General features: G+C 56.5%; 20 protein-coding genes. 7 read left to right on the forward strand and 13 right to left on the reverse strand.

The features are described from left to right. Window positions 1-53: 53 nt before the first annotated feature. On the reverse strand, window positions 54-4079 hold the full coding sequence (locus OQH67_RS06300) for an MG2 domain-containing protein (RefSeq protein ID WP_215720007.1): 4026 nt from the start codon (window positions 4077-4079) through the stop codon (window positions 54-56). Between the two features lie 701 nt (window positions 4080-4780). After that, the gene (locus tag OQH67_RS06305) at window positions 4781-6442 is read right to left on the reverse strand and encodes a sulfatase family protein (RefSeq protein WP_215434184.1); all 1662 of its coding nucleotides are present in this window, start codon (window positions 6440-6442) and stop codon (window positions 4781-4783) included. Between the two features lie 57 nt (window positions 6443-6499). On the opposite strand from OQH67_RS06305, the gene OQH67_RS06310 reads away from it, so the two are divergent. Further along, a complete protein-coding gene (locus tag OQH67_RS06310) occupies window positions 6500-8428 on the forward strand; it encodes a RecQ family ATP-dependent DNA helicase (protein ID WP_215434183.1) in 1929 nt (642 codons plus the stop codon). Here the strand turns inward: OQH67_RS06310 and OQH67_RS06315 are convergent. The 3 genes from OQH67_RS06315 to nadB form a co-directional block, all read right to left on the reverse strand. Beyond that, window positions 8423-9634 (reverse strand): glycosyltransferase family 4 protein, encoded by a 1212-nt coding sequence (locus OQH67_RS06315; protein ID WP_215434182.1) that lies wholly within the window; start codon window positions 9632-9634, stop codon window positions 8423-8425. The two genes, OQH67_RS06310 and OQH67_RS06315, sit on opposite strands and share 6 nt — an antisense overlap. A gap of 140 nt (window positions 9635-9774) precedes the next feature. After that, window positions 9775-10803 carry a hypothetical protein gene (locus OQH67_RS06320; protein WP_215434181.1) on the reverse strand — a complete coding sequence of 343 codons (1029 nt, stop codon included), beginning with the start codon at window positions 10801-10803 and terminating at the stop codon, window positions 9775-9777. Further along, on the reverse strand, window positions 10797-12401 hold the full coding sequence (gene nadB / locus OQH67_RS06325) for an L-aspartate oxidase (protein ID WP_067570663.1): 1605 nt from the start codon (window positions 12399-12401) through the stop codon (window positions 10797-10799). Before nadB ends, OQH67_RS06320 begins: the two co-directional genes overlap by 7 nt. A 106-nt stretch (window positions 12402-12507) precedes the next feature. On the opposite strand from nadB, the gene rlmB reads away from it, so the two are divergent. The 4 genes from rlmB (at window position 12508) to OQH67_RS06345 (ending at window position 16928) form a co-directional block, all read left to right on the forward strand. Next, complete coding sequence (gene rlmB / locus OQH67_RS06330) at window positions 12508-13095, forward strand: 23S rRNA (guanosine(2251)-2'-O)-methyltransferase RlmB (protein WP_067570661.1); 588 nt, start codon at window positions 12508-12510, stop codon at window positions 13093-13095. Window positions 13096-13122: 27 nt separating this feature from the next. Beyond that, a complete protein-coding gene (locus OQH67_RS06335) occupies window positions 13123-13944 on the forward strand; it encodes a metallophosphoesterase (RefSeq protein ID WP_215434180.1) in 822 nt (273 codons plus the stop codon). A 461-nt stretch (window positions 13945-14405) separates the two neighbouring features. After that, the gene (locus OQH67_RS06340; protein ID WP_215459042.1) at window positions 14406-14783 is read left to right on the forward strand and encodes a metal-dependent transcriptional regulator; all 378 of its coding nucleotides are present in this window, start codon (window positions 14406-14408) and stop codon (window positions 14781-14783) included. An 825-nt stretch (window positions 14784-15608) separates the two neighbouring features. Beyond that, complete coding sequence (locus tag OQH67_RS06345; protein ID WP_215434175.1) at window positions 15609-16928, forward strand: carbohydrate porin; 1320 nt, start codon at window positions 15609-15611, stop codon at window positions 16926-16928. 168 nt (window positions 16929-17096) lie between these two features. Here OQH67_RS06345 and OQH67_RS06350 read toward each other — a convergent pair whose 3' ends face one another. Then, on the reverse strand, window positions 17097-17306 hold the full coding sequence (locus OQH67_RS06350; RefSeq protein WP_215434173.1) for a hypothetical protein: 210 nt from the start codon (window positions 17304-17306) through the stop codon (window positions 17097-17099). Window positions 17307-17537: 231 nt separating this feature from the next. On the opposite strand from OQH67_RS06350, the gene OQH67_RS06355 reads away from it, so the two are divergent. Further along, the gene (locus tag OQH67_RS06355; RefSeq protein WP_067570618.1) at window positions 17538-17942 is read left to right on the forward strand and encodes a hypothetical protein; all 405 of its coding nucleotides are present in this window, start codon (window positions 17538-17540) and stop codon (window positions 17940-17942) included. A gap of 182 nt (window positions 17943-18124) precedes the next feature. On the opposite strand, the gene OQH67_RS06360 is transcribed toward OQH67_RS06355, so the two are convergent. The 7 genes from OQH67_RS06360 to tadA form a co-directional block, all read right to left on the reverse strand. Then, complete coding sequence (locus OQH67_RS06360; protein ID WP_067570616.1) at window positions 18125-18316, reverse strand: FeoB-associated Cys-rich membrane protein; 192 nt, start codon at window positions 18314-18316, stop codon at window positions 18125-18127. Between the two features lie 12 nt (window positions 18317-18328). Next, window positions 18329-21451 (reverse strand): ferrous iron transporter B, encoded by a 3123-nt coding sequence (locus OQH67_RS06365; RefSeq protein ID WP_251828188.1) that lies wholly within the window; start codon window positions 21449-21451, stop codon window positions 18329-18331. 78 nt (window positions 21452-21529) lie between these two features. After that, window positions 21530-21760, reverse strand: coding sequence for a FeoA family protein (locus tag OQH67_RS06370; RefSeq protein WP_215434171.1), 231 nt, complete (start codon window positions 21758-21760; stop codon window positions 21530-21532). Between the two features lie 29 nt (window positions 21761-21789). Continuing rightward, a complete protein-coding gene (locus OQH67_RS06375) occupies window positions 21790-22002 on the reverse strand; it encodes a FeoA family protein (RefSeq protein WP_197457112.1) in 213 nt (70 codons plus the stop codon). Window positions 22003-22298: 296 nt separating this feature from the next. After that, window positions 22299-23678, reverse strand: coding sequence for a cytochrome c peroxidase (locus OQH67_RS06380; RefSeq protein WP_067570610.1), 1380 nt, complete (start codon window positions 23676-23678; stop codon window positions 22299-22301). A gap of 64 nt (window positions 23679-23742) precedes the next feature. Continuing rightward, window positions 23743-24831 carry a lipoyl synthase gene (gene lipA / locus OQH67_RS06385; protein WP_336296851.1) on the reverse strand — a complete coding sequence of 363 codons (1089 nt, stop codon included), beginning with the start codon at window positions 24829-24831 and terminating at the stop codon, window positions 23743-23745. Beyond that, the gene (tadA, locus tag OQH67_RS06390; protein ID WP_082770030.1) at window positions 24732-25289 is read right to left on the reverse strand and encodes a tRNA adenosine(34) deaminase TadA; all 558 of its coding nucleotides are present in this window, start codon (window positions 25287-25289) and stop codon (window positions 24732-24734) included. Before tadA ends, lipA begins: the two co-directional genes overlap by 100 nt. Window positions 25290-25433: 144 nt before the next feature. On the opposite strand from tadA, the gene OQH67_RS06395 reads away from it, so the two are divergent. Then, the gene (locus tag OQH67_RS06395; RefSeq protein ID WP_067570606.1) at window positions 25434-26411 is read left to right on the forward strand and encodes an ROK family protein; all 978 of its coding nucleotides are present in this window, start codon (window positions 25434-25436) and stop codon (window positions 26409-26411) included.

Here is a 26411-nt window from a genome sequence, read left to right on the forward strand (position 1 = left end):
AGGTTTTTCTTCCGCAGCCTGGAAACGGGCCGCGGAAGTTTTTTGCCGTCTTGTCAGTTTTTACCGGTTTGGATTTCCACAGAAGTTTCTCCTGTTTTAAGATCCTTGGTGCGCGCCCACGCTCTGATGGTCCAGAAGGCGGCATGTTCCGGGAATTTTACAGGAATACGGATTTTCCCATTTTGATCCGTGGTCAGAGTGGCATGCCATTGAATGCAAGAAGGAAGCATGCGATGAAACTCCGGCGGCAGGGATCGGCAGGTAAAAGGCTCGTCAACGACCATGGATTGGAGGAAGGAAAATTGGAGATGCTCCCCGTCGAATTCCCTGAACACCGTACTGAAGCCTCGTTCTTCAGGAAAAATAATCCCTTCTGGAATGACGGGAAGACTTCCCGAAAGAGGTTCATAGCAGGATGCCTTTTTGAAAGGCTGGCGCTCCGGATTATCCAGGCTGTGATCCGGCAGGTAGTCCTTTCTCGTGTACATGTGTGTGTTATGTTCTCCGTCATACCAGCAAAGCCGGTTGGACCGTCCCCACGTAAAAGCAGTGAGGGACGGAAGAGGCAGGCTGGAAAGAGGTTGATCATAAAGGGCGACGGTGACACGGCAGCCGGAAGCTGCTTTTCCCTGTTCATCACGGATGAGGATGGTGGCGTATCCTGAGGTATTTGCCTTCTCTTGCGGATGTTCCAAATTGATCTGTATGGAAAGCCTTTTATCCGCAGGGGGAATGGAGAGCTCAATGAAATGGCGGGCGAATGTATTCATGGCAGGTAGAAAGGCTTCTACATGCATGTTGGGTATGTCTCCCGTATGGACAGGTATTTCGACAATTGCCTGCTGGTTCCGGAGACGAACCAGTTTCCAGCTTTCATCCTTCCAGCATGGGCGCAAGGCAAGCAAGGCCCACGTATCCGGTTGGGAAGACGTGACGAGAATTTTGGCGGTATCACCGGGCTGGTATGTCAGGCGGTCGGCGGTCAGCTTGATGTAATCGCTTCGGAAGGGGAATGAAGCGCCATTTCCGGCAGAAAGCAGAGGCTGCCGGGAAGTAATGATATTCCCGCTGCTGTCTTCCAAGGCCGCATGGAGATGATACTCTCCTGATTCAGGAGGAATGAACGTGAAAGTGGCCTGTCCGTCCATGTCCGTTTCCAGAGAACTGCAAGCTACAGGTTCTTCGGAAATGTTCGGGTTGTCCAGTCGGTCCGGTGTGAATTTGGCACGCAGCAATTCTATTTTCCCCTTCGCGTACGGAATTTTGGCTCCATTGCTTCTTGCAGCAGTAATAGTAACCGTGAATGGTTTTCCTGTTGTTGCGAATTGCCGGTCACCTGAAAAAAAGATATTAAAATCTTTCTCCGGTTGACAGATAATGGTTGACCCGGCAGCGTGTTTCCCTGTCTCTGCAATTACATCTGCGGAAATGTGATAAACGCTGTAATTCTCATGATGGGGAATGTTCTCCGCGGGTTGGAAAACGAGAGATGCTGAACCTTCCGGATTTAATTGCATTTCTTCCTGATAAACGATGGGCGTTTTCCCTTTATTTGAGGACAGTTCAATCATATTGTGGTGAACCATATTGCCAAAAATGGCTTTTAAAAGATGTGGTACGGGGCGCCAGCAATTGAAATCTCTAAAATTCCTTTGTACAGTAATCAGTACCCGGCCTGGAACTGCCTGGGAATAATCATTGCTGGCCGCATGTATGTGTATCCGGATGGGTGATCCTGCTCTGGAGGAATCTGGTGAGGCTGAAACCTTCACCCTGAAGGGCTGAGTGCGGAAATCTCCTACTATAAAGGAGCTGCTGGGCATCCAGGAGGAGATTCCCTCTTCTTCATCTGGAGAACGGGACGAATTCGGAGCTGTCTCAATAGTGTAAATTCCCATGGGGACCGAATCCGGCAAATCATACGACAATTCAAATTCTCCCCAGTCATCCGTTGTGACGTTTTTTTCCAGAATGGCTTGTCCTCCCTGGGGGACGATTTTAACTTTCAGGCGCTGGCGGGCAGTCTGGGATGGAGAAGGATGCGTGGCGGATGTCTTCCACCGCATTCCTTTGATATGCACGGTCTGGCCCGGTTGGTAGGCCGGCTGGCTCGTGATCGTGAAAGAAGGTTCCAGACAGGAACTTTTATAGGCATCGGGTGGATGCGGATGGTTGTGAAATGGACTCGGGAAAGCTCCTTCATAAAGCTCCGAGCAATAAGCGGGAAGAATGGGGCAGGAATTCCCCTTCCGGTCAGACGCCCATCCCATGAAATGGAACCCTGGCTTCATGGCCGGTTGCAGAATCCATTTCCCTTCCGCGTCCGTCTTGCCTGAAATATTCCTGGTGGCGTTGTCCTTTCCAACGCATAGCAAATGTATGTCCGCACTGGGGATGGGTTCATGGGACCCGGTGCGGGAAATGTACCAGAGAAGCCCTTTTTTCGTAAGGATGCAATGGGCCTGGATGGAGTAATTATTCACCAGCAGGTATGAAATGCAGTCTTCGGATACCTGTGCCCGGACAAGGTAGGAGCCTGTGCGGGTGATCGGTAGAAGAAGCATGTTTGCGGTGTCTTGATGGCCGGGAGGCGCATTCAATCTGCAAGACTGGCGGGAAATATCTTTTTCCAGAGAGGGGACCGGATTGGCGGCGGATTCTTCTAGAGGTGAAGTATTTTTTAGAGGATTGATTATGTTCGAATTAGAGAAAAAATAATCTAGCTTTTCTATTTTCGCGCGTGGATGGTGCTGAGAGCGGAAGGCGCGCATATGTTCCTTGATCAGGTCAATCAGGTTTAAACGCTGAATATTTAATTTCACCTGGTCTGCATTTCTGTAGGCGAATGCGTATTTGATTCCGTCTTTCTCGGGAATGGGGAAATAATTATTCAAAAAGCAGCCACGGGGTTGGGTAATGGAGGATAGAAGATTATTCAGATGACGAAGTGTCGCCGGGTTTGAATGTTTGTCCGGAGATGATTGAAGGAGAGCTATGGCTCCTTTGAGCTTTTCCTCTGCTTTTTCCTGCTGGCCGCGTGAAGCGTATTCACGGACAAGAAGAGATGCCGCTTCCACCATTTGTTCCGAGAAAGGAGATATTCGATTGAAGTATTCCAGAGCATCACATTCTTCAGGCAATGTAAAAACGTAAGTGACGCGGCCTTGGCTGGTTTCCTTAACCAGGCGGAGCTGATGATCTTTCGCCGGAAGGGGGGCCTCATATTCGTTTTGTATCACATGAGGCAGCTTGGAGAGTATGTCTTCCAACCTGAAACGGGGCAGGAAATTGTAAGCGCCAAGCAGGAATTTTCCTTGTTGCAGTAAAACTTCATCCCTCAATTCCGGATCTCGTTGCTCTGCTTCCGAGAAAAGCCATAATATCCTTTCTCCATCATTGGCGGCCTGTTCAAAAGATGGAGGTACCCTGAATAAAGTAAACGGAGGAGGGACATAGGGCGGGATAAAGGTTTGCTGGTCCGGAATGGTTGGAATGGGAATATCATGGAAGTCAGGCAAGTTGCTTGGCCTGTCGAAGGAAGCCGCCATCATGTTTGCCAACTCCAGAAGGCAGCCGGCGCTGAAGGCCATATTCCCTTGCTGCCGGGCCGTTTCCGCCGCATTGAAAAGCAATATTTTGGAAATGGCCTTGTCACGCTTCTCCGTATCCAGAGTTGCCCGCTTGCTGGTTCGCATTAATTTTCCATTTTCCAGAAAGGCTGTGTGGATGGCATGGCGGTACAACTGGGAAATTTTTCTTAGAACAAAAGGATTATCACGGGCGACGGACAGCTGTTCCTCAAAGAAAGTATCCATGTCCCAAGGGACATCCAGTTTTTTCATGGACTGCATGTAAGTGTCCAACATGCGGCAGGCGGATTCGTTTTGTGCAAGCTGCAAATGAATCCGGATTTGTTGTGAAGCTTCCTGATAGTGGTGATTTTGAATTAAATTCTCCAGATGAGAAATGGAGAAGGAAGGAGGAGGTGCGCTTGAATCTTCCTGCTTCTTTTCTTGGGCAATGGCTGAAAGGGGAAACGTCCCCAAAAGCAGGAAGAATGTTAAAAACATGGAACGCATTCCATTATCTAAAAATAATTCCGGAAAGCTTCAAGTAAAAGATAGGGAGCATTGCCGTTTATTTTAAATGAAAAATTACGGCGGTAGGGAAATGTCCATGTAACTGATATTTTACGCATGTGGAAATTTGTTCCAGGTGTTTTATGGAACCAATGGTACTGGTTTATAAAGAATCGGCTCCAGTGAAACCGGGCAGGAATGTTTCCGTTAAGAGAGAAAAGAAAGAGAACGTTTATCAGAGCTGTCTGCGGTACTCGAAGTGCCAATTCAGAACAATGGATATCATTTTTAAAAACATGGAACGCATTCCATTATCTAAAAATAATTCCGGAAAGCTTCAAGTAAAAGATAGGGAGCATTGCCGTTTATTTTAAATGAAAAATTACGGCGGTAGGGAAATGTCCATGTAACTGATATTTTACGCATGTGGAAATTTGTTCCAGGTGTTTTATGGAACCAATGGTACTGGTTTATAAAGAATCGGCTCCAGTGAAACCGGGCAGGAATGTTTCCGTTAAGAGAGAAAAGAAAGAGAACGTTTATCAGAGCTGTCTGCGGTACTCGAAGTGCCAATTCAGAACAATGGATATCATTTCTACGCTGGGAAAAACGATAATAAGCCAATTGACATGACATTTTTGCACTAAAAAAGCGCCGGAAAATTCCGGCGCTTGGAAAGGGAGGATTGACAGGCCGCCCTGTTACCAGGTGGCGTCAAATTTGGGAATGGGCGTACCCTTTCCTCCGGGACAATTTTCCGGGACTTTGTAGGTCTTCCGGAGTTCCTGGTAGCGCTTCTTGAGCTGTTCCGCCGTGGTTTTGTAGGCCGGATCGTTAATGACGTTCTTCATCTGCATGGGGTCCTTCTGCATGTCGAAAAGCATCCATTCGTCGCTTGTCCAAATGTAGGAAAGTGTGTAGCGGTCCGTCCGGATGCCGTCGTGGCGCGGAGCGTTGTGTTCGCCGGGATTCTCGTAGAAGCAGTAGTAGATGGCATCCCTCCATTGGTCCGGCTTCTTGTTGGTGAAAGCCGTCGGGAGCAGGGAGATGCCCTGGAACGTGTTCATGTTTTCCGGCGTGTCGGCCCCGGCCGCGGATACGATGGTGGGGGCATAGTCGATGTTCTGCACCATCGTGTTGTTGCGCGTGCCCGCGGGAATCTTTCCGGGCCATTTCATGATGAGCGGCATGCGGAGTGATTCTTCAAAAATCCAGCGCTTGTCGTACATGCCGTGTTCACCCATGTAAAAGCCCTGGTCCCCGCAATAGATGACCAGCGTGTCTTTGGAAATGCCTTCCTTGTCCAGATATTTCATGAGGCGCCCGATGCTGTCGTCCACGGAAAGCAGGCAGCCCAGGTAGTCTTCCATATATGCGTGCCATTTCCATTCGGCGAAGGCTTTAGGATCTTTCAGCTTGCCGGACTTCATGCCGTCCACCAGGGACTTGGTGCGCTTGGCATAATAATCCGTCCACTTCTTCCGTTCTTCCGGCGTCATGCGGCCCAGTTCCCCCAAATCCCAGCCGTAGCCCGGGGAGACGATGCTCTTGCGCATTTCTTCCGGTACCTGGTCCTTGAGAACCTTGAGATCGGAATAGATCGCCATGTGTCTGGCGACGGTCTGCTGGTTTTTCTTCAGGAACTCCGGACGGTTGGCGTAATCGTCGTGGAAATTGGCGGGTGGCGTGAGTTTGGACGTGTTTACCTTGCCCAGGTGGCGCAGGGCGGGGCACCAGGCGCGGTGGGGAGCCTTGTGGCCCACCACGAGTAGGAAGGGCTTGTCCTTGTCGCGGTTTTCCAGCCACTGGATGGACTTGTCCGTTACGACGTCCGTGGCATATCCGGGAAAGCGCTTCGTCTGGCGTCCCTTCCCGTCCGGCTTGGGGATGATGAAGTCAGGATTGTAATAGCTGCCCTGGCCGGGGAAAATTTCCCAAGTATCAAATCCGGTGGGGTTGGATTCCAAATGCCATTTCCCGAACAGGGCCGTCTGGTAGCCGGCCTTTTGCAGCATTTTCGGATAAGTCGGCTGGGAGCCGTCCAGAGGATGCTGGCCGTTGAAAACGAAACCGTTCATGTGGGAATGCCGCCCGGTCAGGATGCAGGCGCGCGACGGGCCGCATAGGGAATTGGCGCAATAGCTGCGGTCAAAGACCATGCCCTGCTTGGCCAGCTTGTTGAAATTGGGCAGGGCAACGGGGGAATCCTGTTTGCTGGTGCCCAGCGTCTGGTAGGCGTGGTCATCCGTAATGATGAACAGGATGTTCGGCTTTTTATTCTTTTCGGACGCAGTCTGCGCCATCAGGGGAGAGGCCGCCAGCAGGACCAGCGTTCCGGCGATGATGGTTTTTAGAGAGCTCATAGTGGTGAAGGATATAGAACGCACGCACCATGTCAATGTCATAGGATTCCTTTTGCCGTGATTCTGCGTTATGGTACAATAACCGCCATGTATTTCTCCCCTTTGGAAGATGCGTTGCGCCGGTTCGGCAAACGGGAATTCCGCCCCATGCAACGGGAGCTGATGGAATGCGCCCTGCGCGGCCGTTCCTGTATCGGCATTCTTCCCACGGGGTCCGGCAAAAGCCTTTGCTACCAGATTCCCGCAGTTCTGATGGACGGGGTGGCTGTGGTCGTTTCCCCCCTCATTGCGCTGATGCGGGACCAGGTATCGGGACTGGAAAAACTGGGAGTGGCCGCGGCGCGGTATGATTCCTCCCTGAGTGATGAAGAAAAGGAGGCCTTGATGGCTTCCTTGAAATCAGGCGGCGTCCGTCTGTTGTTCGCCGCTCCGGAATCCCTGGAATCTTCATGGATGAAACAAGCGCTGGAGCATGTTTCTCCCGGCCTGTTCGTTGTGGACGAGGCCCATTGCCTGTCCGAATGGGGCCACAGTTTCAGGCCCGATTATCTGGGATTGCCGGATTTCTTTAAAAAATACGGTTTCCGGAGCGTCATGGCTCTTACGGCTACGGCCACGGAACGGGTCTGCCGCGATTTGTCCGGACTGTTTGACGTGCAGGAGGAATGCGTCTTCCGGGCCGCTCCCTACCGGGAAAATATCCTCCGGCATGTGGAAGTTCTGCCGGAACGGGACAAAACAGCGCGGGTGATTGAATTTTTAAGGAACGAAGCCCACCGTCCCGCCGTGGTCTATGCACGCACCCGGAAAGATGCGGAAAGCCTGTCCTATGAACTGGGCCGTGCCGGATTTGCCGCCAAATCCTACCATGCGGGCATGCCTCCGGAAACGCGAGCCGGAGTTCAGGACGATTTTTTGAAGGGAACGGCGGACGTCCTTGTGGCGACGATCGCATTCGGCATGGGAATCGACAAGCCGGACGTGCGTTCCGTCGTTCATTACCATCCGCCGTCCAGCCTGGAGGCCTATGTTCAGGAATCCGGCCGTGCGGGACGCGACGGACTGCCCTCCGCAAGCCTGGTGATGCTGTCTTCAGGGGACGGCGTGGCAGTGGAAAACCGTTTGCGGGCTTCCGTACCGGACCGATCCGGAGTGAAGGGGCTGCTTTCCTCTCTGGCGGCCAAGGGGGAGCATATTATCTCCCTGTATGAGGCCTCCGCCGTTCACGACCTACCTGATGTGGTTGTGGACAGGATTCTGTTTGACCTGAAACGTCGGGGCCTCCTGACGGAACGGGGGGCCGGGTATAAATACTACAAGGTTCGCCCCTTGTTCCGCATGGAGGAAATATTGTGTGGGCGCGACGAAGAAGAAAGCGCCTTTCTGCAATGGCTGGATGGCCACCGCGAAGGGCAAGTGCTGGATTTGGCCGTTGAATGCGGGATTTCGTGGGAAGAGGTGGCAGCCCGGCTTGAGGATCTGGCCCTTTCAGGTGAATGGAAAGTGGAACAGAGGCAAACGGCTTTGCTCCTTTATTCGGGAGGATTTCCCGTGAATGAGGCTGTGGAGGAATTGATGCGGTACTTCACCGGCGCCCTGCATCATGGGCTGGAACGCTGGGAACTCTGCGTTTCCGCCCTGACGGCGGAAGCCTGCCTCAACAGAAGGCTGGACGAATACTTCGGGTTTGAAAAGGCCGGGCCGTCCTGCGGCCATTGCCCCGCCTGCTGCGGCACGGTGCCCGGGAAGATGGAGGAGGAAAAAGAAGAACCATGGTCGGAGGAGCTCCGCGGGGCGGTGATGGAACTGGCCGGTCAAAGAAAGTCCGCCTTGTCCCGGCCTTCCCAAATGACGCGGTTTTTGCTGGGGCTGGCGTCTCCGGCAGCCATGCGCTCCCGGTTGTGGAGCCACCCCTTGTATGGGGCCCTGGCGGAACGGAAATGGAAAGACGTCTGGATTGAAGCGCGCGCGCTTATGGATTCATGATTCTTGCGTGTGCTTTTCCGGGAGGCTGCCCGGCCCCGCTGCTTGTTCCGCAATTTCCATGAAAGCGCCCAGCCAGGATTCCGGAGACCGGTACTCCCGGATGAAAGCCCGGCACTGTTCCCCCATCACGTTGATCCGGGCCGCAGGAGTGTCCAGGACGGTTTGAAGCGTATGGGTCAGGGAACCGGGATCGTCCGGATTCATGAGCCATCCGTGGAGAGGATTTGCCAGATGGTCGCAGGCGGCTCCCTTGGCAAAGGCAATGACGGGCCGCCCCCGCCCCAGGGATTCCAGAATGGTTGTGGCTCCCGCTTCCTGCCAGGCGGACGGGGCGATGGAAGCGGATGCCGTGTTCCAGAGCTGCTCCTGTTCTTCCAATGGAACAAACCCTTTAAAGAGGATATTGCGCGCGTTATGTTCCTTAACCCAGTTTTCCAGCTCCTGGCGCTGGGGACCGTCGCCGGCAATGACGAGGCGCCGTTCCGTATCAAGGCGTTCCCATGCCTGCAGAACGGGCATCAGGCCTTTCTCCGGTGTAAGCCGCCCTACGAAAAGGATGTCCCCCCCTTCCGGCGCCGGTACATAAGGCAGAAGGTGCGTTTCTACAAACAGGGGGAGTATGGAAGTTTTTTCCTCCGGAATGCCTGTGGTTTTTAAGAGTTCCGCATGCCTGCCGGAAAGGGCGATAAAACGGGCGGCATTGTGCAGAATGCCCGATTTCCTGGCCGCCGTCTGAAAGCAGGCGGAATACAGGCTGGGAATCAGCTTTCCCTGCCAGCAGCGGTTTTTGACGCCGGGCAGAAAACTGCCTTTCAGGCATTCCCGGCACTCCCGCCCCTCTCTGAACAGCAATCCGTTCAAGCAGCCGAAACGGTAATTGTGGAGCATGTGGATGACGGGAACGTTCAGCCGCCGGGCTTCCCGGTAAACGGCGGGGGACATGGCGGGGAAAACATTGTGGATCAGCCAGAAGTCGAACTTGTATTCCCGTTGCAAAAGCCGCAGTTGGCGGATAACGTGCCGATTTTTCAGCCCGCGGAAGGGAGCGGTGAATTTCCCCGCATCCAGCCATTCCTGCGTTGAGTAATTGTATTCCCTGACCAGGGCTTTTTGGGAAAGCGTTTCTGCAATCTTGGCCGCCATGGTTTCTTCTCCGCCGTATTGCAGGTACCGGTTGAAAATGGAAAGAATACGGAACTCAGGCATGAGCTTGGATAATGGATTTAAAATATCAGGTCAATGGCAAATTGGAAGCCTGGAGGCTGATAAAATTTTCTGCCGGGGAGGTTTGGAACGAAGGGCGGGCAATTCTTTGGAAAAAGGAGTATCCTTGACAAGAAGCCCATCTACCCCTGGAGCTGCCTCCTAAGTTTTGCGGGGTCTTTCATCAATTCCCTCTGGATGGCTTCCTGCTGCTGGCGCAGGCGATCTTCCTTGGTCTGGAGGGCCCTTTTGCCCGGACCCAGATCGGGATTGACAAAGGGGTTGTTGTCTCCCCACTTGGACCAGGGGCCGCGGGGAATGCGGTAGAATTCCACAAAGCGCCAGTGGACAATGGCCGTTCCGCCGGGAATGCCCAGATAATCGCGCACGGCGGGGGAAATGTCGATTCCGGCTCCCTTGTTGTGCGTGTTGACGGGGGGCTTGTCGCCAAAGACGTAGGGCCAGTCCTCCGTGGTGAACGGGCCGCAGTCCTCCCATTGGGCAAAGCAGCTCCGCTTGTTGTAGATGATCTGCACCCATCTTCCCTTGCAGACGGATTGCCCCTTCCCGGAGAATTCCCGGTGGAACCAGGGGATGACGCGGGAGGCCTCCGGCTTGTGCTCCCCCTTGCAGACGTCGTTGTAGGGAAGGGCCACATAAAAGGGATTCTGCCTGGGGATGAAAGTCTTGGGCCGGAAATCCATCGTGCGGTGCAGGGGGTCCGGATTGTCGAACCCGCCGAAGCTTTCCTTCCACGCGGAATCCCAGGAACTTTTGTGGTTGGCTACCGGATTGCGCTCCGTGGCGTCTTCCCCCACCCAGAACACGGTGGCGGTGATGTTGAGCCGCCACGGATAGGTTCCGGGGCTTTGCGGAGCCGTCCGGGGGAGGATGCGCGGCTGGGGCGCCGGTCGCTTGCCCGCTCCGGTCGCCGTAGGAGATTTGACGACGACGCCGGGCAGCGGGTCCCGGCGCGTGGGGGTGATGACGACGGGGCCTTTGGGCCGTTCCGTGCTGGACAGGGCGCGGGCGGCGGTCCGTCCGGCCTGGATGTCGGCTCGGGCATTGCCCGCCGACATGGCGGCCAGCAGCGGCAGCAGGCATGCGGCAAGAGAGGGATTCCAGCAGGAACCCTTCCATGATGCCTGTTGACGCTGCCTGTGATTTACCATCGGTGCAGTTGAGTGACGAAACGGTGATCCAGCTTACCGGGATAATCCGTGTTGAAATTCAGGCCGCGGCTTTCGTTGCGGCGCATGGCGCAATCCACGATCAGGGAGGCCACGGCTACCAGGTTGCGCAGTTCCAGAATATCCGGCGTAATGCGGTACCCCCAGTAGAAATCCTTCACCTCCCGGTGCAGCATGCGCAGGCGCGTTGCGGCGCGGTCCAGCCTTTTGTTGGTCCGTACGATGGAGACATAATCCCACATCAGGCGGCGGATTTCATCCCAATTGTGGTAAATGACGGAAAGTTCATCAGGCAGGGCCGTATCTCCGTGGTGCCACGCGGGAATGCTGTAGCCCGTAGGGGCGTCTTTCCGCAGGGGCTGCTGGGCCAGCATGGCGTTCAGGGCGCGCTTGGCCACCACCACGCATTCCAGCAGGGAATTGGAGGCTAGCCTGTTGGCCCCGTGCAGCCCGGTGCAGCCGGTTTCCCCGGCGGCGTAAAGGCCGTCCAGCGTGGTCTGGCCGTTGACGTCCGTCAGCACTCCGCCGCATTGGAAATGGGCGGCGGGGACTACCGGGATGGGCTCTTTGGCGGGGTTGATGCCGTAGCGGTTGCAAGTTTCGTAAATCAGGGGGAAACGCTCCTGGACAAAGCCGTCCGGTTTGTGGGAAATGTCCAGGTAAACACACATGCTGCCCGTCCTTTTCATCTCGGAGTCCACGGCCCGGGCGGTGATGTCCCGCGGAGCCAGGGACTTGCGGGGATCGTACTTGTGCATGAACTCCCTGCCGTCCGCGCCGATCAGCACGCCGCCTTCGCCGCGAACGGCCTCGGAAATGAGGAAAGAACGGGCTTCCGCGCCTTCCGCGCGCGTGTTGAAGAAGCAGGTGGGATGGAACTGGACGAACTCCATGTTGGCAATCGTGGCCCCCGCGCGCCAAGCCATAGCTACGCCGTCGCCCGTGGCGGAATCGTTGTTGGTGGTGTACAGGTACACGCGGCCGCAGCCGCCCGTGGCCAGCAGAACGCGGTCCGAACGGAAAATCTCCACTTCCCCGGAATTGCGGTCCAGCACGTAGGCGCCCAGCACCCTGTCTTCCGTAACCAGGCCCAGCTTGGTCGTCGTGATCAGGTCGATGGCGAACCGGTCTTCCATCAGTTCGATGTTGGGGTGCAGCTTGGCCGCTTCCAGCAGCTTGGAGGTGATTTCCAGGCCGGTGGCGTCCTTGGCGTGCAGGATGCGCCGTTTGGTGTGGCCTCCCTCGCGGGCCAGCTCGTAATCCTCTCCCTGCGTCGCCTGGTCGAAGTTGACTCCCCATTCCAGCAGTTCCCGGATGGCTCCGGGGCCTTCCTCCACGATCGTGCGGACGACTTGTTCATTGCACAGCCCGGCTCCGGCGTCCAGCGTGTCCGCGACATGGTCCTCGAAAGAGTCGTCATGGTCCCACACGGCGGCTATGCCGCCCTGCGCCTTCGCGGAACTGCAATCCAGAAATTTTCCCTTGGTTATGACCGCAACCCTGCCGTGTTCCGCAGCTCTCAAGGCGAAACTTAATCCGGCAACACCTGCCCCAATGACTAAAAAGTCGCTCGTCTTCATCTTGAATGGTACGGAACTGTAACATGCGGGGGGGCGGCAAGTCACGCCCAATGATGGGGGCAGGGGGCATATTTGTCTGGAAAAAAGGCAGGAAACACGCTAATTCATGCGCATGAGACCCCAAGGGAATGAACAGGAAGCGCGCCGGAACAAGCATGTCCGCAGCGCTCCGGCAAAAATCGCCGTCAGGGCGCTGGGCGAGGATGCGCTGGATGAAATCCTGGACGGCGCGGCCAACCCCCTTCTGCTGATCCTTGACTGCGTGCAGGACCCGCACAACCTGGGCGCCATCCTGAGAACGGCCGACGGAGCGGGAGTGGACGCGGTGATCGCCCCCAGGGACAAGTCCGTGGGCATCACGGAAACCGTGCTGCGCATCTCCGTGGGGGCGGCGGAAAAGGTCCCCTTCATCCAGGTCACCAACCTGGCGCGGACCATGAAGCAGCTCCAGAGCCGCGGCATCTGGATATTCGGCACGTCGGACAAGGGAGACCGGGATTTGTACGGAACGGATTTCACCGGCCCCGCCGCCCTGGTGATGGGCGCGGAAGGGGAAGGCATGAGACGGCTGACGGAAGAGAATTGCGACTTTCTCCTGCGGATTCCCATGAAAGGTTCCGTGCCCTGCCTGAACGTATCCGTGGCTACGGGCGTGTGCCTGTATGAAATCCTGCGCCAGCGGTCCCTTTCCTGATTCTTTTTACTCCGCCATTCTGCGCTCATGATTAAGGAACTTTCCCTTTCTCCGGGAGAACGCGTACGGTTTGTTTCCGACATCCACTTCGGCCATGCCAAGGCCCTGGTCAGGGAACCGGAAGAATTGAAATTCCTGTTGGAAGGGTGTACCCATCTGGTCGTATGCGGGGACTTGAGCGAAACCCGCGCAAGCCCCTATCAGGCTGAAGGGCTGCAAAAACGCGCCCGTTTTCTGCACATGTGCGCCGAGGCCGGAGTGCAGCCCGTCCTGTTGGCGGGCAACCATGACCCCGATGAGGAATTCAGCCTGCTGAAATTGCAGGGCGGCCGTTTTTACGCGCTCCACGGTCATGCCCTGTTCAAGGAAGTGGCTCCGTGGGGGTGGGAATACCTGAAAAACAAGCGTATATCCCGCGAGTTGATTGCCGCCTTTCCGGACGCGGATGCGGACCTGAGCCGCCGTCTGGAGCTGGCCCGCGCCATGAGTGTTCTGGTTCCGCCCATTTACACACGTTCCCGGGTTTACAGGAACAGGCTGGCGCGCTTTCTGGCGCATTCCGCATGGCCTCCGGAGCGGCCCGTGCAGATTCTCCTGGCATGGCTGACGATGATGCCGCGCATGCGTCGGTTTGCCGACCGTTTCTTTCCTGAAGCGGAGACGGTCTTTTTCGGCCATTTGCACCGCCGCCTGGTGAGCGGCGGCCGGGGAGGGCGCCGGTATGTCAACCTGGGAGCCTGTTTCCACCATGCCGCGTGCTATGCGGCTGATCTGACGGCGGAAGGTGAGGTGACCGTCCGCAGCTATACGCCTGCGGGATATGAAGGCCCGGCAAGGGCTGTCCGCTGAGAATTTACCCCTTGGGGCGGGAAAAAGGAAGGGGAACGCGTCCGGATTTGGCGATAATGTGTTAGAGCACCGGATGACTAGTCCATACAGTTTTTGGACGCGTTCCCCAAAGGGGCTGGCCGTTCCTGCGCTTCCTCCCGGGAAGGCGTGCAGGCCTTTCCGCAGCACTTCTGTGTGCATTCCCGGCAGCAGCAGAAGCGTGCAGGGGAAAAAAGGCGGGAGAAGAAACTGCCGGTTCCGTTGGGAGAACCGGAGGAGCGTTTCCGCCCTTGGTTTTTTTCCGGGATCGGGCTGACCATATGCAAAAGTTAGTATAAACTAACTGTGTTTGCAAGAAAAAAAGTTTGGCTGAGCTAATATTTCTCCGGGAAGAAATTGACTTCATTGAAACTTAAAGTATTGTTGTGTTAGGTAAATCTAATAATTTTGAGATGATGAATAAAAAGAATGCCTTCCCCGAATTGAGTAACAGCTTGGAAGACTATATTGAAGCCGTGCGCAATATTGAACTGGAAAAAGGATGTGCCACCGTCGGGGAGATTGCGGAGGCCCTGAACGTGAAAAAACCGTCCGTCTCCCTGGCCATGAAGCAGTTGAAGGAACGTGGCTTAGTGGAATATACGCAGTATTCTCCCATTGTCTTGACCAAATCCGGCCGCCATGAAGCCGACCGCGTGATCTCCTGCCATACCATGGTCAAGGAATTCTTGATGACGGTGCTTCATATGGAAGAACCGCGCGCGGATGAAGTGGCCTGCGGCATTGAGCACATCATGTCTCTGGAGGAAATTTCCAGATTCCAGTTGCTCACGGACCATGTCCGGAAATGCGGGAAGTGATGAACGGCATTGCCGGAGAGGCTCCCATGAAAAAGGAGGTTTCCCGCAAAAAGAGCCGTTTTGTTCGTGTGGTGGGCGTGAATATATCCCTTTCTGCGGGATCACGCGTTCCCCGGCCTGGAGAGCAGCCAGACATGGCCTGGCGCCGGGTGCGCTGGCGTAAAGTGTGAAGGCGTTGTAAAAGAATGCCTGCAGGACCGGCGCCATGAATCCGGAAACGCCTGGAAGAATCAGGGAAAGGTTGATGCCGGAAATAAAGCCCCGGAGTTCTTGTTGGTGAGGCGGCCGGTGGTGGGAGGCGCGGGGAGCCGGCTGGCCGCCGGAGATGTGCTGATGCCTGCGGAAAACAAATGATCGGAGGGAATTTGTGTGGCGGATTCTTCTTTCCCGGCTTGGTGGAATTAGTCTGAACTAATTTTTTCCGGTGGAGGAAAATATATTTCTGATAGAAAATAAATTATTTACAATAAGTAAATTATGTTTTCTCCTGAGTAAAGAAATTTATTCAACAGACGAATCAAACTTGAGAAAAAGAATTGACTTGAAAGTTAGATTTAACTAACTTATGGCCGTTGCATGAACCTGACTTATACAGGATATCACCGTTTCCTTCACCGGGCCTGCCGGTACTGGAAGTTTGCCGGCCTGCTGGTCCGGCGTCCCCGGTACCTCCTGCTCTGCGGAGACTGCCTATTCTGTAGGGGCGCATGCGGCAAAAACGTGGAAACACGGTCCTCCGCAGACCGGAAACAGGAATATTCCTCCGGTTCCGGGCAGGGCTGAACATCTGCCAATGACGAGGAAGACTCAAAATACAGCATTACTATGAAGAAAAGCTACATGATACCCGCCCTGTTCGCCTGCTCCGGCTTGTGCATGGCCGGTACGGCATCCGTAGCCACTCCCGCCGCCGCTCCGGCCGTGGAGGAGGCTGAAGGCAAAGGGTCCATTTTGGACGATATCGATCTGTTCGGAGACGAGTACGGCGACGAAAGCACGCCCATCCCGAACGATGCGCTCACCCGTGCCCTCACGGATCTGCACAAGGGAGCTTATGAAAAGGCGGGATTCCAGTTCCTGCTGGAACAGGCGTTCCTCTATACCAAGGGCCATCACGCCGCCCCCAATGAAGAGACTTCCGGTTCCAGCCAGAGCTGGTACAAGCTGCACGCCCAGGCCGGGCTGCAATTGTTCAAGTCCGGCCGCCACCAGGGCACCTGGATCAAGAGTGAGCTTTCCGGCTCCGTGGCCCTCAACAGGCACACCCACCGCACCACCCTGGACGATTCCTGGGGAGCTAGCGGCCCGGCCAATTGCGACGTTTTTGAAGACGGTTATTTCTACCTGCCGGAACTGCTCGTTTCCCAGGGTTTCCTGGACGGCCGGCTCGTCATCATGGGCGGCATGATCAACCAGACCAACTACTTTGACGCCAACACGTATGCCAACACTACCTTCGGCCAGTTCGGCGGGGCTCCCTTCGTCAACAACCAGGTGCTTCCGCTGGGCGACTCCAACTTCGGTTTCGTGGGCCAGTACCAGTTCAATGACAACTGGTTCCTCCAGATAGGCGGCAACATGATGGACAATGAGCCGCGGCGCAACCCCTTCCACAACACGACGGGAAAATCCTTCAACCTGCTTGGCGAAATCGGCTGGACGCATGAAAAGGCCTTCGGCATCGGCACCGGTACCTACCGTCTGCAGCCCTTCATGTTCCACGCTGCCGGCAGGAACCACGGCGGCGTGGCGTTCAACCTGGAACAGGACCTGGGCAGCAGCCCCTTCGCCCTGTTCGCCCGCGCCGGGTGGAGCAGTGCGGAATCAGGCAACATCTGCGGGGCGGAAGCCCAGGCTTCCGCCGGGGTGGTGTTCAAGAAACCGCTTGAAGTCATGACCGGTATGAAAGAGGCGGACGGCAACTTCTTCGGCGTCGGTTTTTCCGTAAGCAAGCCGGATTCCGATACGCTTGCGGAAACGCGTCCGGGACACGACCGGGAAATGATTCTGGAATGCACGTACAGCTTTTCCATCACGCCGTACTGCCTGATCCAGCCCTCCTACCAGTACGTGAAGAATCCCTCTGGGCGGGATGACGTCAATTCCGCCAACATCCTTTCCGTTCAGTGCGTGATTACTTTTTAGGCTGCCGTGCCCGCACGCCTGTGAAACCACGGTAACGGTTCCAGCTTCCCTGCCGCCCTGCATGTGGAATGCGGATTCCCGCATGCACCGGCATTGAAGAGGTCTGCATGACCTGGCAACGTCGCATTCTCAATCAGGTAGGGGGTGCGGCGTTGCTTATTTGCTGTGTTATCTCAAAGGAAGCGAGAGGCGCTTGAAACGCCTGTGTTCCTGGGCTTTCCTGTCCTGCTGGTCGGCCGGGGCCGCGGAGGACCGGCCCTCCGCGGAAGCCGCGGCCGGCGCTTTCCGGACGGGTTCCGTACGGACGGAGGCGGCTTGGCAGGCGGCCGCGAGCAGACAGCCGGCTCCCATCATGATTAATGCGTACTTGTTCATCATCGTATTATTCGCGGCTGGTTGTGGCCGCTGATGGTTAGAGTAGCACCGGAGCCGGGCTGTTGAAAGTTCTTTGGTTTGACTAACAATAAGTTAGGTGAATTAAACATGGAAAAGAATGTTAGGGACAGCACGTTGCGGACGGGCGGATTTATGACAATTAATGACGTTTCCGGCGTTCCGAACCGTTCAAAACCATGTTGACTTGCACGGAAAGCGTTCTAAACTGACAGAATGAGTAAGGTGCAATGGGAAATTTCAAATAACGAAGTGACCGACCGCGATACCGCTCTGCGCCGCCTTCAGGAAGGGACGACCGGCCATGTGGTGTGCGCCCGCGATGGAGCCTGCCTCCAGTCCTATAAGGAAATGGAAGGCATTTACCACTGTGAAATCGTGTTCAAGACGGATGGTTGCTGTCCGCCCGTATTCGCTGCTCCGGAAGGGGTGACGGGAAAAGAGCTGGAAACGCTGTATGACCGTTTTGCGAACGGGGACGATTTCTCCTTTGTGGAAAAGGAATGGGAACCCTTGGTTGCCGTGGAATACCGTCACCACCACAATGTCATGTGGTTCGTGTTCCTGTTCATTGCGATGGTAGTTGTGGCCGTGATGGCCTACGAACACGGCTGGATGTGAGATTGCCGGAAACGGGACGGCGGCGCTTGCCCGGCGGACTTTTCGCAGGGGAATGCTTTTTTGTCCTTCCGGGGTAGCATTTGGGGCGGAAGACCTGCCTTGAATTCAAAAGCCCCCGGAACATCTTCCGGAGGCTTTCGGGAGAAGCGCACCCTTGAAGATGCGCCTGACTTCATAGGCTGTTAATGGTGGCCGTGATGGTCACCGCAATGGCACGAATGCTTGTTGCCGGTTTCCCCGTCAGAGGAGGGAGCCTTTGACCGGCAGCAGCCGGAGCAACCGCCGCAGCACGATTTCCCCTTGGAGAAAAAGGTGCGGTAAATGGCATAGCAGAATGCCAGGAAAATCAGGGTTCCGATGATATATGTAGCCATGATGAATAGGAATTAATGGATTGATTTCTTGGGGGCCGCTTTGCGGAAGATCAGGTAAAGGCCTCCCACCAGGCCGATCAGGGCGACGACCTGTCCCGTGCCGAACGTGCCGTCTCGGACAAGGATGCCCAGCTGGTACACCAGGAAGGCCACGTAATAGGCCCAGCCACAGAGCCAGAGAATGGCGAACCATGTCCATTTGGCGCTGTTCATTTCCCGGCGCATAGCGCCCATGGCCGCAAAGCACGGAGCGCACAGCAGGTTGAAGAGGAGGAAGGAGAATGCCACGATGGAGTCGCCCCCCAGTGCATTGGCGGCACGGAGCACCCCGGCGGTGGCTTTTTCTTCCTGAGCCTCTTCATCAAGCGCTTCTTCTTCAGCCGCGGCGGAAGCTTGTTCGCTGCCGGACGGTTCATCGGCGGCGGATGCCGGAGCTTCCCCTTCCGGAACGGAGGCGGCTTCTTCCCGGGTCCGGCTGGAATTCCATGTGTCCAGGGCGGCTACTGTCAGGGCGCTGAGAGCGTTGCCCTGTGTGAAGAGGCTGAATTCCGGTTCCGCCGGGGCTTCCTCCTCCTCTTCTTCAATGTCTGTGCTGTACAGCATGCTCATGGTGGCTACCACGTTTTCCTTGGCGATCAGGCCCGTAATCGTGGCTACCGTGGGCTTCCAGTCGCGCACGTCATTTCCCGCTTGCGCCCACCCCAGGGGGGCAAACACGGGGGAGACCGCGCCGCCGATGCCCGCCAGCATGCTCTTTTCAATGGGGAGAGTGGCGGAACCTTCCTCCGTGGAGGCGGTGGCTTCGGCATGGTCTTCATCCAGATAGGTCATGCTCCAGTCATGGCTCTGAAGGAACCAGATGAGGGCGCAGGCAAGGAAAATAACCGTACCTGCCTTTTGGACGAACGCCTTGCATCGTTCGATCGCCCGAAGGCTGACGTTGGAAACCGCCGGAGTATGGTAGGCGGGGAGCTCCATCACGAAGGGCGCGGGGTCCCCGGCAAAGAGGGAACTTTTTTTCAGGATAATGCCGGAGACGATGATGGAAGCCAAGCCGATGAAGTAGGCGCTGGTGGTGACGAGGCCCGTGTCTTCCGGAAAGAAGGCGAAGGCCAGCACGGCAATGATCGGGATTTTGGCCCCGCAGGGCATATTGGTCGTCAGGATGATCGTCATGCGGCGGTCCTTCTCGTTTTCAATCGTGCGGGTGGCCATGATGCCGGGAACGCCGCAACCCATGGAAACGAGCATGGGGATGAAGGACTTTCCGGAAAGGCCGAATTTGCGGAAAATCCGGTCCATGACGAACGCTACGCGCGCCATGTACCCGCAGTCTTCAAGGATGGCCATGCAGAGGAAAAGCACCGCCATTTGAGGCAGGAAGCCGAGCACGGCGCCCACCCCGTTGACAATGGCGTTCTGGACGAAGTCCACCAGCTTGTGGTCGCAGTTCAGCGCGAGCGTCCCGAGCAGCGCTATGCCGAAGGAGACGAGGGAGAGCACGATGTACTGCACCCAGAAGGAGGCGACGCCCGTGCGCCCTTTAAGGGAGAAAATGTGGGCCAGATTCTTGCGGGAGAAGGGGGACTTGTCCGGAACGGGTCCGAATTCGTTCTTGTTCCTGGCGCCGGGCTTGAACAGGCAGAGAGCCAGAAGAGCGGCGTTGGCCGCAGCCAGTACCCACATCAGGGGCTTGTAGAGGAACAGGAGAACGGCTCCCAGTGCGGAGGTCAGGCCTTTCACGCAGGAATCGTAAAATTCCATGATGGAGGAAAGGGTGCCGATGACGGCTCCTTCATCGCTTTTCTCTCCTTCTTCCGCCGGTTCCGCCGCTTCTCCGGCGGGAGCGTCGGCTGCTGTGGCAACGGCAGTGTGAGCATTGGAGGTTTCCCCTTCTTCCGCTGCCGTGCTTTGGGAGTCGGCGGGGATGGCGGCGGGAGCTTCCATGGGCACGGTGTTTTCTTCGGAAGCCTCTTCCTCCTCAACGTTGGGCATCACGATGAACGCCAGAATAAAGGGAATGATGGTCAGATACATCCATGCCCCCTTGAGATTCAGGTCGTGCAGCCGGCGCAGGAGAAGCGGGAACAGCATGATCATGGAGAGAATGACGGCAATGAAGGCCACCAGGCCGATCCCTGCCGGGGCCGTGCCGATGAAGCCGTCCACCCAGGGGCCGACGATTTCCCCGAAGAAGGTGTCGTTGGCCCAGCCCGTGCCCCAGTCGCCCACCGTATTGATGGAAAGATAGTAAACGGCCCACATGACCAGGAAGAAAATGGGAAGGGCCAGAATGCGGTGGGTGACGATCCTGTCTATCTTGTCGCTGACGGAAAGCCCCATGTGTTTCTTGGTCTGGCTTTCCTTGACGATGGCGGCAATGGCGGTGTACCGTTCACTGGTGATGATGCTTTCGCTGTCGTCATCCATTTCTTCTTCCACGGAAATGATGATTTGCTCGATGGCCTGGGAAGCCTGCCCGTCCAGATGGAGATGTTCCACGACCTTCGGGTCCCGTTCGAAAAGCTTGATGGCGTACCAGCGCTTCAAATCCGGATCGCAGGAAAGGTATTCCGCAATCCGGGAAAGGGCTTTTTCCACCGTATCGTCGAAACGGACGGGCTGCGCCGGGCTGGCTTCCGGGTTTTTGGCCGTTTTGACGGCCAGCTCTACCAGTTCCTTGATCCCGGTTCCCTTGAGGGCGCTTATTTCCACTACCTGGCAGTGGAGCGCTTGGGACAGCCTGGCCTTGTCAATGGTGATGCCCCTTCTGGCCATCAAGTCCGCCATGTTGAGGGCGACGATGATGGGGCGTCCCAGCTCCTGAAGCTGGGTAGTCAGGTAAAGATTGCGTTCCAGATTCGTCGCGTCCACCAGGTCGACGATAACGGACGGTTCGTCCCGGACCAGGTAGTCGCGGCTGATGACTTCTTCCAGAGTGTAGGGGGAAAGGGAATAAATGCCCGGAAGGTCCTGAACCTCAATTTCCGGGTACTCGTTCAGCTTTCCGGCTTTGCGTTCGACCGTCACGCCGGGCCAGTTGCCCACGTATTGGCTGGCGCCTGTCAGCGCGTTGAAAAGCGTGGTTTTGCCGCAGTTGGGGTTGCCGGCAAGAGCGATAGTTATGTTGTCCATGGATGTTTCCTTGTATCTTGAGATGGGAATATCCGACGTCTTGCTGTCAGGTCAGGAAACGTGCGGCGGAAGAAGGTATTAGCTGATGTGAATGTTTTCGGCTTCCGATTTGCGGATGGAAAGTTCGTAGCCGCGGACGGTGACTTCAATGGGATCTCCCAGGGGCGCTACTTTGCGGATGAAGAGTTGCGTGCCTTTGGTTACCCCCATATCCATGATGCGCCTTTTAATGTGGCCTGCCCCGGACAGCTTGCTGACGGTGACCGTATCCCCGATGGCTGCATCCCGTAGTGTACGTTGCGTTGTCATAGATGGTGCGTGGTGAATGGAATGTGAATTCAGGAGACGAAAATCTTGCTGGCAAGCAATTTGCTGAGTGCTATCCTGGATTCCTTGATGTTGACGATCAGGTTCCCGTCGCATTCCGAGACGACGGAGACCGTGGTACCGGCTACGAACCCCAGGCTTTCCAGAAAGTGCCTGGTGTCGTTCTTGCCGTGAATCTTGTTGACGTGGCGGATATCGCCGATATTGAGCATGGAGAGTGGCATGATATGTTTTTGAATCAAATCCGAAACGAAAGTTAGTCTTAACAAACAACAAGTCAATGATATTATATGTCCGTTTCACTATGAATTTTTTTTATTGATTCATTATTAGAGTTTTATACATTAGTTAAAACTAAGTCCGACAAGATTTGAATTAAAGGGTAAATTAAGAACGATTCTCATTTACGGGCAGGAAACGTCGGCGGCTGGCTCTCCTGCCTGTTTTCCGAGGCACGGGAAAACAAAAAAGCCGCGCCATGAACGATTCATGGCGCGGCTGGAAAAGAGGGAAGAGGTCCTTACGGAGCGGGGCATACTTCACCCCGGACGGGCTTGCCCTGATATTCACCCGTCAAGGTTTTCAGGAAGGCGACCAGCAGACGCACTTCGGTTTTGTCCAGCTTGTCGTAACCAAGCTGGTAGTGGTACATTTTGGTAATGGCTTCTTCCAGCGTCTGGGCGGAGGCGTCGTGCATGTAGGGCCAGGTGAGCTCCACGTTGCGAAGGGTGGGAACGCGGAATCTGTGCTTGTCCGTTTCCTTCTTGGTGAAGTTCATCAGGCCGTTGTCGTCGTTGGTCTTGGCGCGGCCACCGAAGAAGTCGCCCTTGAGGTCGGCGTATTCAAAGGATTGGCCGCCCATGGCGGGACCGGTGTGGCACGTTTGGCAGCCCAGCTTGAGGAACAGGCGGTAGCCCTTCTTGGCGTTCTCGCTGATGGCGTTTTCATCACCCTTCAAGTAGCGGTCGAACGGGCTGTTCGGCGTAATGAGGGTTTTTTCATATTCCGCGATGGCGTTGGTGATAGTTTCTCCGGTGAACCCCTGGGGATAGACCTTCTTGAACTCCGCGGCAAAGGCGGTGTCCGCATTCAGCTTGGCGGCTATTTTGTTCCAGTCGTCCGGGTGTTCGTAACCCATTTCCACGGGGTTCAGGGGAGGACCGCCGGCCTGTTCCTGGAGGTTGGCGGCGCGGCCGTCCCAGAACTGCTTGGTGTGGAAGGCGGCGTTAAAGACTGTGGGAGCGTTGATGCCGCCCTTCTGGCCGCGTACGCCCGTGGAAGTGGCCAGGTTGTCCGTGCCTGCCTTTTCCAGGGAATGGCAGGTTGCGCAGGAAACGGTATTGTCCGTGGAGAGCCGTACGTCATGGAACAGCTTGTAGCCCAATTCCACCTTGGCCGGGTCTGCGGGCAGCTTGTCCGGGATGGGTGCGATGGGGGAAATGGCGTATTCCTCGCCCACCATGTCGCCGAAGATCTTCAGGCGCTCGTCCCTGATCCACTTCTGCATGGCCGCTTTTTCCAGGGGAGTGAGCGTGCTGCCCCAGTGAACCATGGTATAGGAGGTGGGGGGCATGGAGCCGGTCTGGAGCACGTGCTCCAGTTTGGAGAGGGTGACGGCGGAGAGCGGTTCCTCCATGTTGTAGCTGCGCTGGCCGTCCCTCATGTGGCGGGCGAGAAGGCCGCCGGAAAGGGTGTTCACCAGTCCCGGAACCTCGGTGCCGGGCCTGTGGCAGTCCGCGCACTTGGTATCCATGGTATGGGCGGTAATTTCCGCCGCTTCGGCGGACGTCAAATCTTTCGTGTTCTGATTGGGCAGGAACAGCGGGGCGACGGCGGCCGTCACGATGACGGTGCCGCCCAGAATGGCTCCGGCCTGGAGGAAGGAACGTGTTTTACTCATAAGATTCGCGGTTGCAGGAATTGGTTGTATGGTAAAGAGTGGACGAAGGAAATCAAGATTTATTCTAAAGTTCTCCCGCCTTTCTCAAATCTTCGTTGATGGCTTCCAGAACGTCCGCCTCCGGTTTGAAATTGGCGGCGTGGTAGGAACTGCGGACAAGCGGGCCGGACGCCACATGCCTGAACCCTTTGGCGCGGGCTATTTCCTCATACCGCGCGAAGTCGTCCGGATGGATGTACCGGACCACCGGCAGGTGGTTACGCGTGGGCCGCAGATACTGGCCCAGGGTCAGCACCGTGACACCGTGTTCCAGCAGATCGTCCATGGACTGGAACAGCTCGTCCTCCGTTTCTCCCAGGCCCAGCATGATACCGCTCTTGGTCGCCACTTTCCCGTTTACGCAGTCCAGCGCCATTTTCAGGACGCGCAGGGAGCGGCGGTACTGGGCACGGAAGCGCACGATGGGGGTAAGGCGTTCCACCGTTTCCAGATTGTGGCCGAAAATGTGCGGGCGCGCAGCCATCAGCGTCTGGATGGAGGCGGCTTTTTCATTCAGGTCTGAAGCCAGGACTTCAATGATGGTGGACGGGCTGACTTTTCTGACGGCGCGGATGACCTCGGCAAAGTGGGCGGCCGCGCCGTCCGGCAGGTCGTCCCGGGTCACCATGGTGATGACGGCGTGGCGCAACTTCATATGCACGACGGCGTCCGCCACATGGCGGGGTTCTTCCGGATCAAGAGGGAAGGGTTTGGCCGTCTTGACGGCGCAATAGGCGCAGGCGCGCGTGCAGCGCTCCCCGGCGATCATGAACGTGGCCGTGCCCTGGTTCCAACATTCGTAACGGTTGGGGCAGTGGGCTTCCTCGCAGACGGTAAACAGGTTTTTGCCTTCCACGAGCTGCTTGACGTCCCAGAATTCCCTGCCGTTGGGCAGGCGTACCTTGATCCAGGAGGGCTTGCGTTCCGTGTCGCCCGTAGTTTCGTTGTCGTGCCGGGGTTCCATAGAACCGTTAGCTTGCCGTGAGTCGGCCTTTTTGGCAAATGCAAAGTGGTTTATTCGGGGGCTTTCCCGCCATCCTCCTGCGGGGAGGAGGGAAGTTCTCCGGCTTGTTTCCTTTTCTCCCTGGCCAGCAGGCGGGCCTCCCGGAAAAATTGCTGCAGGTGGTACAGGCATTCCTCCCCCAGCACTCCGGACTGCACCTCGCACCTGTGGTTGAGGGGGGGATTGGAGTCCAGGAGGTTGATCCACCCTCCGGCGGCTCCCGTCTTGGCGTCCGGACAGCCGAATACCACACGGTCCGGGCGGCAGTGCACGATGGCTCCCGCGCACATGGGGCACGGCTCCTTGGTGACGTACAGGGTGCAGCCTTCCAGCCGCCAGTCCCCCAGGGCTTCCTGGGCGGCCGTCAGGGCGATCATTTCCGCATGCGCCGTGGCGTCCTTGAGCGTTTCCACCTGGTTCCAGCCGCGGGCGATCACATGGCCGTCCCTGACCACGACGGCTCCGATGGGCACTTCCCCCCTGGCCAGGGCTTTTCTGGCTTCCTTCATCGCTTGGCGCATGAACCACTCGTCCGAACCGGGCATTTCCATCATTGCGGCGTTTATCATGAACTGGGCGAAGGCCGTCTGGCAAGCCCTTTTTAATGGATGTTTATTGTACTATATACAAGAAGTTGGTCCTAGGACGGAATGGGATGGGCGCGAATGCGTTTTTGCGTTGATTCCGGGGGGATGCTGGCATAAGTATGAACCATGAGCTTTTCAGAACCCTGCGCACTGGCCGTGGACTTTGGCGGAACCAGCATCAAGATGGGCGTCACGGCGGGCGACCGCATTCTGGCAACTGCCGACCGCATTCCAACCACCATGTTTGAAAGCCCCCAGGCGATCATTGACGCCATGGTCGCGACGGCACTGGGCCTGCGCGAGCAATTTCCCACCGCCTGCGTGATGGGGATGGGCATGCCGGGATGGTGCGACTATTACAAGGGGGTGCTCTACCAGCTTACCAACGTGAAGGTGTGGGACCATGAAATCCCGGTCAAGGAAATGATGGAGCGCGCGGTGGGGCTTCCCGTCGTGCTGGACAACGACGCCAACTGCATGGCCTATGCGGAATGGAAGCTGGGGGCCGGCCGCGGCATGTCCAGCCTGGTGTGCCTCACCATGGGAACGGGCATAGGGGGCGGCATCGTGCTGCACGACCGCATCCTGCGGGGCAGGCGGATTTCCGCAGCGGAGTTCGGGCAGACGAGTATTCATTACCAGGGGAAGACGGGGCCCTTCGGCAACCGCGGCGCCATTGAGGAATACATCGGCAACAATGAATTGGCGGCGGAGGCCGTCAGACGGTATGCGGGAGCGGGCATTGACAAAAAGGTGGACGAATGCACTCCGCGGGACCTGGACGTCGCCGCCCGCGCCGGGTGCCCCGTGGCCCTGCAATTGTGGGAGGATACCGCGGAAATACTGGCCTGCCTGATCATGAACCTGATGTACACGCTGGTGCCGGACGCCTTCATCATTGGCGGCGGCGTGGCCAAGGCCGGGGACTTGCTGATGAAGTCCTTGCTGGCCAATCTCAGGGCCCAGATGTTCCCGCTGCTGATGGAGGATCTGGTGATCCTGCCTGCCCGGTTCGGCTCGGAAGCCGGGCTGCTGGGAGCCGGCGCCATGGCCATGGACGAATTCCTGGGGCATGGCGTTCTGGAAAGGTTCAAACGGGAATAA

This window comes from Akkermansia biwaensis, from assembly GCF_026072915.1.
GTDB lineage: Bacteria > Verrucomicrobiota > Verrucomicrobiia > Verrucomicrobiales > Akkermansiaceae > Akkermansia > Akkermansia biwaensis.